We start from the raw sequence: 12,361 nt of genomic DNA on the forward strand, positions 1-12,361 counted from the left end.
GGGCAGGGGGCAGGGGTAAAATAAAAATTTATTCTGATTTTCAGAACAACATAAATTCACCCATTTGCGATTCTTACAATCCAAAATCCAAAATCTAAAAGGGGAGGTTTTAAAACTGGAATGAAACAATTATCAATTATCAATTGTCAATTATCAATTAATTAATATGCTTGTTCCACTGACTCGTCAAAAATTTGAACAAATCATTCCCCTGATTGCCAGTGGTCCACAATATAAATACTACTGGGGAAAGTTCAACAACTTTTTACAACGGGTATTAATTTCCGTAGTGACTGTAGTTGTGATTTTTCTGATCAAAAGCTTTTTTAGGTTAGATTTTGGGCTAGTTTTTGTCTTTGGGGTATTTGGTGCTTTTTTTTGGTTGTGGTATCCCGTATTTCAAGCTAGTATCCGCAATGTAAAATGCCGCCGCTACAAGTACAGCGGCTTTTTTCGCGGACGGGTATTAGATTGGTGGATTACAGAAAAGTTAATTGGCAAACAAGAAACCGTCAACAATAAAGGCGAGTTAGTAATTATTGAAAACCGCGAAAAACGGATTAATTTAGAACTGGGCGATGATACAGGATTTAGTATCGAATTTGATGCCCCATTGCGTCCTACTCACAAAGCGATCGCTCGTGGTCAAGTCGCAGAAATGGTAGTTATGTCAAATCGCCCAGATTTAAGTAGCATCGAAGAATTTAGCAACATCTACATCCCCAGTCGTAACTTATGGGTCAGTGACTATCCATTAGTGCGACAGGATTTATTTAATGAAGTCAGTCTTCGCTTACGAGAAAACCAACAGCAAAAACCCCGTCGCCGTAGTCGTCCAGCACCACAAGAATACAGAGACGATGATGATTATTAGGAGTTCAGGAGTATGGCTTACGCCACGCTTCGCACTTCAGGAGTTCAGGAGTATGGCTTACGCCACGCTTCGCACTTCAGGAGTATGGCTTGCGCCACGCTTCGCACTTCAGGAGTTCAGGAGTATGGCTTGCGCCACGCTTCGCACTTCAGGAGTTCAGGAGTTCAGGAGTTCAGGAGTTCAGGAAGAAGAAGAAAGAAGTAATTTTCCCCTGCTCCCTGCTCCCTGCCTCCCCTGCCTCCCCTGCCTCCCCTGCCTCCCTACACCCTACACCCTACACCCTACACCCTACACCCTAAATCTAACTGACCCCATTCCTATCTTGACCATAGGCTTGCCAAGCTAAATCAACCAAGCCATCAACAATAGCAGCTGCCACAACTGCATTACCCTTGCGACTATCAATAGTAATATAAGGGACTAAAGATTCTTGCAACCGTTCTTTATCAGAATCCACATTGACAAATCCTGCTGGTGTAGCAATGATCAAAGCGGGTCTGATTTCTTCAGTTTCAATTAAGTCTACAAGAGCAGTCAGGGCAGTTTGGGCTTGACCAACCACAAAAATACCCTCTGGATAACGCTTGGCGAGAGTTTCAATTCCCCAAGCAGCGCGAGTTTTTTCTTTTTGTGGACGAGTCAAAGCTTCCATACTGCAATACACCGGGTTAGCAAAGGTGTTTTGAATATCATAAGCAATACCAACTTGCACCATTGGCACATCTACAACAATAGTAGTACGTGCTGCCAGTGCTGCTGCTCCTGCTTGTAAAGCGTGTTCCGAAAACCGGATCAAAGATTTATATTCAAAATCAGATGTGGCGTATATTACTCGCCGGACTATCTCATACTCTGCTGGTGAAAAGACATGATCGCCAATTTCACTATCAATGATTGCCAAGCTTTGAGCATCAGTTACGTGCCATTCCATTGCTGTTAAGCTTCTCACATATCAGCTTTCAGCTTATCATCAGAAGGCAGGGAACAGGGAATAGGGGGAGCAGGGGAGGCAGGGGGAGCAGGGGAGAAAAGAGTTGTTTAATTTTGACTTTTGACTTTTGACTTTTGACTTGATCTTGCCCAATGCCCCATGCCCAATAACAACTAATAAACGGCTCAAGATTCTGTAGTGGAAGAAGGACGACTGAAAACAGGAGATAAATAGGCTACTATCACCCCAATCAAAAAAGCCGAGATATTGCGAACCAGTGGCACCCAGTCGCTTGTACGAGTTATAACCGGAGCAATACCGAAAGCAATAAACAATATTCCCCACAACGGCGAGAAAATTAACGCCCATTGCCAAGCAAAAACTTGTTTATCATTACGGGGTTGAGCGGCAAAACCACAAATGATTCCACCAATAGCTGAGGTAATGAGGGTGAGTATCCACTGTTCCCTAGGTAGTCCAGGAACGACATTACAACCACCTTTGAGTAAACAGCCTTTTACTGAATCTAAAGCTTGCAGGATGGCTTGGTCTTCTCCTTGTTCGCGCACAAAGTACAAGTTGCCAAAACGAGTCTGTAGTTCAATCCAGAATGTGCGGGGTAAAAGTTCATAAACTGCATCACCCACACTAAAGCTGAGAATATTACCACCACGGGCATCTGCAACCAAAAGAATACTTTTGTCATCCAAACCCCAATATTTGATCACTGCTCTACCCGGAGTGCGGTCATACTGGGTTAATACTCGCAATTTCCAACCAGTATCAGTTTCAAACTGTTCTAAATCTTTAACTAGCTTTTCTTCTTGAGGGTCAGGGAGAGTTTTAGCTAAATCAACAACAGGGGTAAATGTGTCAGGTAGTAAGTCTGGGTTTTCATAAGCTAGGGCTGATGGAGAATGTATCGCCCAAATTGATCCTGCAAAGCAAAATACCGCGATGGATACTAAAATTTTTCGCCAAAAACTAAGCTGCATGGAATTTTTTATACAAATATTAACGGCAGAATTGAACAAGTTGTTTTAAAAGAGTACGAGAAAAGTGATACTTCTTTACACTTGTTTACTTTACTCTAATCTTAGTCATTAGTCACCTGTCACCTGTCACCTGTCACCTGTCACCTATTCATCATCAAAATCATTGTCCCAATTCACAGCTTCACTGTAACCATTGTTGTTGCGGTAGGTTTTAGATTCTGTACGTCTATTTTCTGGAATAGGTATTTCTCGCTCTCGCAAAGTTAGCTGTGGCTGATCATTCATGGGCAAACGTTCAAGGATTCGCCTATTAGGTTTTGGGCGGGTGAAGCTTTTCCACGCAGCTTTGACACCCACTAAGATGCTGCGTGTGCTGACTTGAATATTTTGAGCTTGTTTTCTGGCGTTATCCAGACTTTGATCTACTTGTTTAACGACTTGACCAGCACTTTTGACACCTTCACTCACATCATCAGTTAAGTCTGTTATTTCTAAACTGGTATTGCGGATGGCGTTAAGAGTTGGTGGTAACTCTCGTGAGAGAGTATCAAAGAACTTTTCGGCACTGCGAGAGGCACGTGCTAACTCCTGCAAAGCGGGTATAGCCGCTACTAAAACAGCAGTCAAACTAGCAGCGACTAAGAGGATGGATAGTCCCAGCCAAAACAGAGGGTCAATCACGGTTATGGTATTTATGAACGTTCTAGATTCTGGTTTTGAGAATCTTTGTTTTCGGGAGCCGCAGGGTTTGCCCGTTTGAGGGCTTGACTTTCGCGTTGAGTAGCATCTACTCCAGCAGCGATCGCTATCCGCAGTCTCTCTAGGGTATCATCCCAGTTTCGCAATGCGTTGGCAGAAAGCCGATCTGCTTGAATTTGTACACTTGTTGATATATCTTCTGCCAATTCTGGTAAGGCATCAGCAGATTTTTTCAAAAGTTTACGAGTTTCCCGCCCTGTGCGGGGAGCAGCCAGCAAGCCAGTCAAAGCCCCAATCGTAGCTCCCAACATCAAGCCGCCAATAAATACTCCAGAACGATTATTAGACATTTTTATTGTTTATCTCTATTACAGTATCAGCACCCATTTTAGGTGGGTTTTATTTTCTGGCAAGAGTGAGAGGATTTTATCTAGTCAAGCTCTGCTGACAATATAACAATATATGTCTATCAAGTTGCTTTCATTGATTGGGTGATTAAGGACTATTTTTATAGATACTGCTGCCAAATTTTTCTGCTCAGTAATATTAGATTTATAATCTGCTGCACTTGTTGGATTTGCAGTTTCAGGTTGTCATTGTTTTGCCGCAATTTACTGATTTGCTGTTTTTGTGTATAAATATTTGCTTGTGCTGTAGACAAAAGAGCATGGGTAGCTTGTTCATAGCTGTTTAACCTATCTGCTATGATTCCTAGTTTTTGCTTAAGTTGCCATACTTGTCGAGCTGCATAAAGAAGTATCAAGGAAATGAAAATGTTAATCAGGACAACTAGAGTTACCATTTTGACTATGACCTAACGTGATTTTTGGCGTAATACCAATTTTAAAAATGATTGTTACAAATATAGGTTGGATTGAGGTACGAGACCCTCCGCTTCAAAACTTTGTGGAAATTGGGTTTCGCTTTGTTCAACCCGACCTACGCATCTGTCGCATTCTTTTATTGAATTGCTATAACCTTTAAAAAGCTGACTGCTGACCACTGTGCCTCGTTCAGAGGAACTCCGTTAACGCGTAGCGTGCCGTCAGGCATTAGCTGAATGTTTACGTTGTAGCATCAATTTCAGTTGTTTGGCATTTGCTTGAACTACATTAAAATCATCATGCTTGAAAAAATTGAACTTCAAAATAAATGGCTAATAAAAGTTTAGAAGCATTAATACTCAAAATTGTCACCAAGGAGATTAAAAAAGAAATAAAAAACCTAAATCATGATCATTTCTCAGATGTTGCAACTCAGATAAATCATCAATTACCAAGTTTTACTGAAACTTTTGCTACTGAGGAAGACACAAGGACTACCGCAGAAATAGTTGATGATATATATACCAATGGTATCGTTAATTTCCCTACTCACGAAGATAGGGAACTTGAACGCAAGTTAAGAGAATTAAAATTTAAACAAGATCTGAGAAAAGATTGGATATTATTTATTGTCAGGGATGTAATAGTCTATCCTGCTACTATCCTTTTTATGTTTATTGTTGCTGGGTTTTATGTATTCACTCTTGTAATGAGCAAGTAAGTAGTGTCCCCTCCAGCCCTGCGGCCATGGCTGCGCTTAAAGCGATAGTAGGGTGTTTAGCCCGTACCGAGTGAGGAATATGGCTATAGCTTGCGTTTCCCCTGCATAGGTCATTCCCTGGACTCTATTTTTTTAAATTTTAATTGATTTTGCCCTGCTCCCTGTTTCCTAACTTGTCAAAAATCAATTATTTATCTAAATTAGATAAAGTTTTGGTAAAATACTCTGCTAATTAGCATTACCAAGATTTGATTGCTATATTAGAGTAAACTACTATTCTGATGAGGCTTGGGAATCTGTGCTGGATGATTTAGAGGGCTTGGAAATTAGTCATCAGCAGTTAGAACAATTGACCAATTTACCTGTTAATAATGAATTATTTCTCATTACCACTTCGCTGCATCAACTGGTGAAATACATAATTACAAAAGTGCAAGGTACTGAGGGAGCTACTGTAGTTTTTATCTGCTGTTCTACTTTTGTATTGGCATATCTCTTGTTTGATATTATCATCAAAATATTAGGAATTAAAATCACCATACCATCTTGGATATTATTAATTTTATTTAGTGCTTGGATTGGTGGAGTTATTCAAACCATATTATATATAGTTTGGAGAATTAAAAGTAAGTTTCTCAAAAAGAATATGACGAATTCTTTGCAAATTTTACTCAATGATGTGCAGAGATACAATGCTGTGATTCAGGCTATCAAAATTAATGATCAGATAGAAGAAGCTGGTAATCTAGAAGTAGGTATCAAGCAAAGAACAAGAGTTATTGAAGCTCTAAAACTTACTAAATTGGACTTAATAAGGGCATTAAAAACAGAAAGAATTTTACGAGAAAATAAAAATTTTATTGTAACTAATTCTGACTTATTCATGAATAATTTAGCTGCTTTAACATCCATGCAAGTTACTGAACAAGCAACTGAACATGTTCGATTTTTAAATGAAGATTTGCAAATTGCTTTAGATGTGCAGTATGAAATGAGAAGGTTACAAAGTCAAAGTTAAAACCAAATCTCCAGTCATCATTTATTGGGCAATAGTTTTCAGAATTTTTCTTTCTCCTGCAAGACTAGCTCCTGTATTTTCCCACTTTTGTGAGGTTTGTTCTTGTGTAAGGATTCAGGATAGAAAATACTCTAAGTCAGGAGAATAAAGGCTTTTCAAGTAAGTTATGATGATTTTTAGAAAATATCACTTGTCTCTATTCCTCATTTCATAAGCATTCTGACTCTTGACTCCTGAATTCTTACATTCTTGTATTATGGTACTTGGTATTCTCCACCTATAAATTTAGGTTAGTATGCAACTGTACAGTTGTTGGGTTAAGCTGACATTATATTTATATTTTTAGAATATTACACACTGTTAAAAATTATGGGTAATCTTCCAGCAGGAACAGAGTAATATTAAAGAACATGAATCAAGCAATTGCACCATGAACTGGAAAGAAATCAGAGGCAACTGGGTCATTATTCCCTCCAAACCCATCGGTATCATCCATTTTTTGGGGGGTGCATTTGTCGCTACTGCACCCCACCTGACTTATCGGTGGTTGCTAGAGCAATTAGCTGCTCAAGGGTATGTAATTATTGCTACTCCTTTTGTCAACACTTTAGATCATAGCGGGATCGCTCAATCTGTACTCCTGAACTTTGAACGCACCCTAGAACGTTTACGGGATACGGGGGAGTTACGCAAGCTTTACTTGCCAATCTATGGTGTTGGCCACAGTATGGGTTGCAAACTTCATTTATTGATTGGTAGCCTTTTCAAAGTGGAACGAGGAGGGAATATTCTCATCTCCTTTAACAACTATACAGCTAAGGATGCCATCCCCCTAGTAGAACAATTAAACTCTACTTTGGCAATTGAGTTTACTCCCACACCCTTGGAAACTAACCAGCTTGTGCAAGAAAGTTATCACATCCGCCGGAATTTATTAATAAAATTTAGTAATGATAATTTGGATCAATCAGCAATTTTAACCAAAATATTACAAAATCGCTTTCCAGACATGGTGGCAATACAAACCTTATCTGGAAGCCATACTACACCATTGGGTCAAGATATTAATTGGCAACCAGGAAATTCTTTTACTCCCTTAGATGCGTTAGGAAAAAGGTTTAAGCAAGAAGTATATCGGGATTTAAACCAGTTGAAAAAAGTCATGCTTTTATGGCTAAATCCTCTGGCATCATCATAATTTTTGCTAAAACAGGTGAGCAATTCCAGACTTAATTGAAAATATGTTGTTTATATACAGCAGCTTTCAGCAGTCAGCAGTAAAACCATTTTGGTGCAAGGCTTTGTCATAAAAATTTGTACCTTATTTATCTGCAATATGCTGTAGCAATCCTCAATCATTTACAAATACTTTCAGTTCCCTATCCTATTGACTATTCTCTTAACTACAGACTGCTACTGTATATTTCTATTTCTGTATAGAATATTGATTGTGTGCGCCATTTATTATGTTTCAAATTTTAGTAATTGATGATGACTATTCAATACAAATACTCCTGAAAAGGATGTTAGAAAAACAAGGTTATCAAGTAATTACTGCTAGTAATGGACAAGAAGGCATTTTACAGGCGCTTGCTTGTCCTCCTGCTCTAATTATTTGTGACTGGATCATGCCTGGATTAACTGGGTTAGAAGTCTGCGATCGCGTGAAAAAAGATCCTAATTTATCCACCACATTCTTTATTTTATTAACTTCCTTGGATTCTATAGCAGATCGTGTCAAGGGACTAGATGCGGGTGCTGATGATTTTATCTCCAAACCTATAGAACAAAATGAACTCCAAGCCAGAGTCAGAGCGGGATTACGTCTACATCAGTTAAATCGAGATTTACAAACCCAAAAACTATTATTAGAAACAGAATTAGCAGAAGCAGCAGAATATGTAAAATCCCTGCTGCCTTTACCTACTTCTACACCTCTAAGTATTAATTCTCGATTTATTCCCTCTCGACAATTGGGAGGTGATTGCTTTGATTATTATTGGCTTGATTCTGATTATCTAGCAATTTATCTATTAGATACTGCGGGTCATGGACTCAGAGCAACTCTTCCCTCTGTTTCTGTACTCAATCTGCTTCGTTCCCGTGCGCTAAAAGGCCTTAATTATTATCAACCAAGTCAGGTTTTAACCGCTTTAAATGATACTTTTCAAATGAATTATCAAAATGATAAATATTTTACTATTTGGTATGGTGTTTATAATCGAATTAATCGGCATTTAACTTATGCAAGTGCTGGACATCCACCAGCTATATTAGTATCAGGAAAATCTCCCGCTACTATAGAAATAAAACTCTTGAAAACTCCTGGGATGCCAGTTGGTATGTTTCCTGAAGCAAAATATGTGGATGAAACTTGTAGGATTGAAGAATTTAGTAGTCTTTACATATTTAGCGATGGTGCTTATGAAATCACTAAATCAGACGGCTCTCTTTGGAGTTTGGAGGGATTTATTCAGTTACTAGTTAGCTTACAGCATTCGGTTGACTACCAACTTGATCATATCCTGAATTATTTAGTCAATTTAAACTCCAAAGAAGCCTTTGATGATGATTTATCTATTCTACAAATTAAGTTTGATTAATTTTTGGTGAGCAAAATCTGATTAAACGCATCTCGGCTAGGAAAGATTTCAAATATCTCGTTCATACTAGTCAATTCAAATATTATTCTCACTTGTTCATTAACTGAACAGAGAACCATCTTAGTACCGGCATTTCGTAGAGTTTTGAAAGCTAGGACTAGAGATCCTAAACCAGAGCTATCTAGAAACGTGATATGTTGACAATCAACTAACACAATCTCCGCTCCACTTTCCAGAATTTGGTCAATAGCACGCTTAAATTCTGGTGAGGTGTCAGCGTTTAAATTTTTTTTAAGTGTAAGAACTTTCACCTGTTGATTCATAATTAGGTTACTCTGATTGATATCAATGATGTTCTCTTGTAGCTAGTATATACCAACTCTAGGAAAATTATAAAAAAAATATTATTGAAAATAGATAAAGTTTTGATAATAAAAATATGATTAGCTAATTACAAATTAGCCAATAAACAATTTACAGAAAATGGTTAAATTTGAACTTATAAATTATAGTTTTCAGTTATAGTATTCCTCTTTAATTTGTAAATTAGTTTGTAAATCTTAATGGGCAATAGGGAACAAAAAGTGTGTGTAAATGATTTATAGCAGGAAATTGGTGACAGGTGACAGGTGAGAGAGTTAAAAGTCCTTTTCTAACTGACGTGCGCTGCTTGGCATCAAGCATACTCTTAACTCGCTACGGGCTTGACAGCACTCGATACTCGTTACTTAGAGACGATTCACCTTAGCTCGATAAAGCAGCTTTTCACCCTGACGGTATCCAATATAACACACTTTTACCATTTCGCCTGGTTGTGCTGTTTCCGTCAATAATTCGTGTAATTGGGGATTATAAGGTATTTCTGCGCCCACAGAGGCGATCGCTTCCACTCCCCAAGCCTGCAATAATTGATCAAGAGGCTTCTGCACCAAAGGTAGTATTTTCACAGCCTCAAGCTGGGGATTTTCTCTGGCTTTTTGGGCTGCGGTCGGCCAGAACAGCAATAAAGACTCCAAAATTTGCAAACTTGACTGCTGAAACTCTTGCTGTAATACTTCTCGTTGTTGTTCCAGCATCAGCAAGAGTCGCTCGTACTCTCTTCTGAAATCAACAATTTCTGGTAAAAATTTTGTCTCATTATTTGAATGTTGAGAATTGAAGACTGAACTCAACACGGCTTGATCAGAACTCTGAGCAGAAAAAGCTGCTACTAATTCACTCAGTGATATCTGTAATATTTTTGCCAGCTTCAGCAACACCTCTACTCGCATCTGCTCAAGCTTTCCCAGACGCAAATTCAAGATTTGGCGCTCGGAAACGCCAGCAGCAGCACTTAGGGATTTAAAACTCGAAATACCTACACATTGCATTAAATTTTGCAACTTTTGGGTGAAATCATCATCGGGCATAAAATATGGGGCGTAAAGCACTGTTACCTATTATACCCCATTTTCAATTGATAATTGATAATTGACAATTGACAATTGTTTCATTCCCGGTTTTAAACCTCTCCTTTCAAGGAGAAAAAATCAAACAGTTCCTATTCCCCAATCCTCTCACTTCTAGGGAGAGGTAATTGTTAATTATCTTCATTGATAAACTTCTCAACATCCAAGCAGTCTTTTCATGAACCTGTATCCGTTGAGTTAATAAGTCTGCACTAGGTTCGTCATTAACTTCATCTACCAATGGGAAGATAGATCGTCCTTCTACTAAGAATTGGATCATTTCCTTGGCTTTGGGAACTCCAGGAGTTTCCGGAATTGAACTTAGTTTGGCGTATTCGCTGTAAGTTCCCGATGCAGGATAACCAAAGTCCCTAATTCATTTAGCAATTAAATCCACAGCTAGGGCTAGTAACTGAATTTTTACCATTTGTTTTCTATCCCTAGCTAACTCATACTCATTATGACTTTATTTTGCAATTATCAAATATGAAGCAGATAGTGATATAATATAAATGCTTATATAATACAAAAAACCGATCCAAACCAGAATCTGCCCCGAAGCCTCACTGTGGGAGCAAAATCGAGTTTTCATGAACATTTTTTTTTGGCGTTCTGCCTACAAAATACTGACAACTTTTTGCTTATTGGGACTGACTGCGGCATCAAGTCCTGTGAACAATAACCAAGATGTGGAACTCAAAATTGGGATTATCCAGCGATTTGGGGCGACACCCACAGCAAAGCTACAATTGATACCAACTAAAGGCGATCGCTTGCAGTTAAAATGGACAGTAGGCAATCAGCAGCAAAACTTAGTCACTGCCAACCCCATCCAACTAGAAACTGTTATGGAAACCTTACCTCAACCGAAAGTACAGGAGGTAGTGGTTTTGGGAGATTTCCGTACCTTTGAAACTGCCGAAGACAGTGCCAGAAATTGGCGTTCTCAGGGTATAGAGGTGGAAATAGCCCAACCCGAACGCTGGCAAGTATGGGCGAAACGAGATGTTTACAGCACACCTTTGTTACGACGATTGTTGTTACAAAGCATACAAAAATCAGGACAAAAACTGCCCTATCTAGATACCCAAATTCTCAAACAAGTACCGCGAGTGAGTTGGGAAATCAAAGGTAAGCGATATAGCCAGAATTATTTAGAAATAAGCACAGGTAAAAACCTGATTAAAGTCAATCAAGGCGAAAAAACGGGAAATACTCGTCTTTATGCCGGAAAGATGAACCTGCAACCCAATGCCTACGGTACTTACTCCTTAGTTAATCAAGTGCCTTTAGAAACATATCTGCGTGGAGTTCTACCTTATGAAATTGGCACGACTGCACCAAAAGCATCCCTAGAAGCTCAGGCAGTGATCGCCCGTACCTATGCTCTGAGAAATGTACGTAGATTTGCGATTGATGATTACCAATTATGTGCTGATACACACTGTCAAGTTTATGATGGACTCAATGGAGTGGCGAAGACAACAGATCGAGCGATCGCCGCTACCAGGGGCATGGTACTAACTTATAATAACGAAATAGTAGACGCACTCTATTCTTCTACAACAGGCGGAGTTACGGCATCCTTTAGCGATGTTTGGAATGGAGAAGATCGTCCTTATTTGCGGCCAGTCATAGATGCGCCTGTAAATATCTGGAACTTATCTCAAAAAAGTTTAGCAGACGAAAATAACTTCCGGAAGTTTATTAATTTGGAAAAAGGATTTAATGAAAGTACCTGGGATGTTTTCCGTTGGCACAAACAAACCAGCCTAGAAGACATCACCAAGGACTTGCAGAAATTTCTGCGCGTGAAAAAAAGTCCATATAGCAAATTTAAAACCATTCAAGCCATAGCTGTCACCAAACGCAGCGAAAGTGGCAGAATTTTGGATCTAGCTGTCAAAACTGATATTGGTGTTTTTACTTTACATAAAGATGAAGTTCGCAGTGCCTTTGCGGCTCCCCGCAGCACACTGTTTTACTTACAACCTGTCAACAAAGGTCAACCCAATGTGTGGGGATATGCCTTTATAGGTGGTGGACTAGGACATGGAGTAGGCTTGAGTCAAACTGGCGCTCAGAATTTAGCCAAGCTTGGTTGGTCAAGTGCCAAAATTCTTCAGTTCTATTATCCAGGTACTCAACTTCAACTCCTCAGTAACGATATTCAGCCATTCTTGAATAATTAGCGTAATTCGTAATTCGTAATTCGTAATTACTAATTTTCTCCCTGCCCCCTGCACCC

At 39.1% G+C, this 12,361-nt stretch carries 14 protein-coding genes and 1 pseudogene; 7 read left to right on the top strand and 8 right to left on the bottom strand.

Translation table 11 applies throughout. The features are described 5' to 3' along the window. Nucleotides 1-166: 166 nt before the first annotated feature. Both A0J48_RS24120 and A0J48_RS24125 read left to right on the top strand, forming a co-directional pair. A complete protein-coding gene (locus A0J48_RS24120) occupies nucleotides 167-874 on the top strand; it encodes a phosphate ABC transporter permease (protein ID WP_200327127.1) in 708 nt (235 codons plus the stop codon). 12 nt (nucleotides 875-886) lie between these two features. Beyond that, on the top strand, nucleotides 887-1,078 hold the full coding sequence (locus A0J48_RS24125; protein ID WP_200327128.1) for a hypothetical protein: 192 nt from the start codon (nucleotides 887-889) through the stop codon (nucleotides 1,076-1,078). A gap of 97 nt (nucleotides 1,079-1,175) precedes the next feature. On the opposite strand, the gene A0J48_RS24130 is transcribed toward A0J48_RS24125, so the two are convergent. The 5 genes from A0J48_RS24130 to A0J48_RS24150 all read right to left on the bottom strand — a co-directional run bounded on the left by A0J48_RS24130 (nucleotide 1,176) and on the right by A0J48_RS24150 (nucleotide 4,301). Then, nucleotides 1,176-1,805 carry a precorrin-8X methylmutase gene (locus tag A0J48_RS24130; RefSeq protein WP_200327139.1) on the bottom strand — a complete coding sequence of 210 codons (630 nt, stop codon included), beginning with the start codon at nucleotides 1,803-1,805 and terminating at the stop codon, nucleotides 1,176-1,178. Between the two features lie 185 nt (nucleotides 1,806-1,990). Next, nucleotides 1,991-2,800: a TPM domain-containing protein gene (locus A0J48_RS24135; protein WP_200327129.1), complete on the bottom strand. Its 810-nt coding sequence runs from the start codon at nucleotides 2,798-2,800 to the stop codon at nucleotides 1,991-1,993. Between the two features lie 144 nt (nucleotides 2,801-2,944). Next, on the bottom strand, nucleotides 2,945-3,481 hold the full coding sequence (locus tag A0J48_RS24140; protein ID WP_200327130.1) for a DUF948 domain-containing protein: 537 nt from the start codon (nucleotides 3,479-3,481) through the stop codon (nucleotides 2,945-2,947). Between the two features lie 11 nt (nucleotides 3,482-3,492). Further along, nucleotides 3,493-3,849: a YtxH domain-containing protein gene (locus A0J48_RS24145; protein WP_200327131.1), complete on the bottom strand. Its 357-nt coding sequence runs from the start codon at nucleotides 3,847-3,849 to the stop codon at nucleotides 3,493-3,495. 158 nt (nucleotides 3,850-4,007) lie between these two features. Then, the gene (locus A0J48_RS24150) at nucleotides 4,008-4,301 is read right to left on the bottom strand and encodes a hypothetical protein (RefSeq protein ID WP_200327132.1); all 294 of its coding nucleotides are present in this window, start codon (nucleotides 4,299-4,301) and stop codon (nucleotides 4,008-4,010) included. Between the two features lie 350 nt (nucleotides 4,302-4,651). On the opposite strand from A0J48_RS24150, the gene A0J48_RS24155 reads away from it, so the two are divergent. From A0J48_RS24155 to A0J48_RS24170, 4 genes are all read left to right on the top strand, one after another. Further along, nucleotides 4,652-5,044 carry a hypothetical protein gene (locus tag A0J48_RS24155; protein WP_200327133.1) on the top strand — a complete coding sequence of 131 codons (393 nt, stop codon included), beginning with the start codon at nucleotides 4,652-4,654 and terminating at the stop codon, nucleotides 5,042-5,044. A gap of 298 nt (nucleotides 5,045-5,342) precedes the next feature. Next, on the top strand, nucleotides 5,343-6,062 hold the full coding sequence (locus tag A0J48_RS24160) for a hypothetical protein (RefSeq protein WP_200327134.1): 720 nt from the start codon (nucleotides 5,343-5,345) through the stop codon (nucleotides 6,060-6,062). A gap of 430 nt (nucleotides 6,063-6,492) precedes the next feature. Further along, entirely contained in the window at nucleotides 6,493-7,260 is a 768-nt protein-coding gene (locus A0J48_RS24165; RefSeq protein WP_200327135.1) for a DUF1350 family protein, read from the top strand. 268 nt (nucleotides 7,261-7,528) lie between these two features. Beyond that, complete coding sequence (locus A0J48_RS24170) at nucleotides 7,529-8,665, top strand: PP2C family protein-serine/threonine phosphatase (protein ID WP_200327136.1); 1,137 nt, start codon at nucleotides 7,529-7,531, stop codon at nucleotides 8,663-8,665. On the opposite strand, the gene A0J48_RS24175 is transcribed toward A0J48_RS24170, so the two are convergent. The 3 genes and pseudogenes from A0J48_RS24175 to A0J48_RS27250 all read right to left on the bottom strand — a co-directional run. After that, nucleotides 8,662-8,988 (bottom strand): STAS domain-containing protein, encoded by a 327-nt coding sequence (locus tag A0J48_RS24175; protein WP_200327137.1) that lies wholly within the window; start codon nucleotides 8,986-8,988, stop codon nucleotides 8,662-8,664. The genes A0J48_RS24170 and A0J48_RS24175 overlap by 4 nt on opposite strands. 405 nt (nucleotides 8,989-9,393) lie before the next feature. Next, nucleotides 9,394-10,074 carry a nucleotide exchange factor GrpE gene (gene grpE, locus A0J48_RS24180; RefSeq protein ID WP_200327140.1) on the bottom strand — a complete coding sequence of 227 codons (681 nt, stop codon included), beginning with the start codon at nucleotides 10,072-10,074 and terminating at the stop codon, nucleotides 9,394-9,396. Between the two features lie 187 nt (nucleotides 10,075-10,261). Continuing rightward, nucleotides 10,262-10,522, bottom strand: a pseudogene (locus A0J48_RS27250) (Dps family protein); the annotation flags it as partial. Between the two features lie 181 nt (nucleotides 10,523-10,703). Here A0J48_RS27250 and A0J48_RS24185 point away from each other — a divergent pair. Next, nucleotides 10,704-12,305: a SpoIID/LytB domain-containing protein gene (locus A0J48_RS24185; protein WP_200327138.1), complete on the top strand. Its 1,602-nt coding sequence runs from the start codon at nucleotides 10,704-10,706 to the stop codon at nucleotides 12,303-12,305. The last annotated feature ends 56 nt before the right edge of the window (nucleotides 12,306-12,361 follow it).

It is taken from the genome of Sphaerospermopsis aphanizomenoides BCCUSP55, from assembly GCF_001586785.1.
Taxonomy (GTDB): domain Bacteria; phylum Cyanobacteriota; class Cyanobacteriia; order Cyanobacteriales; family Nostocaceae; genus Sphaerospermopsis_A; species Sphaerospermopsis_A aphanizomenoides_A.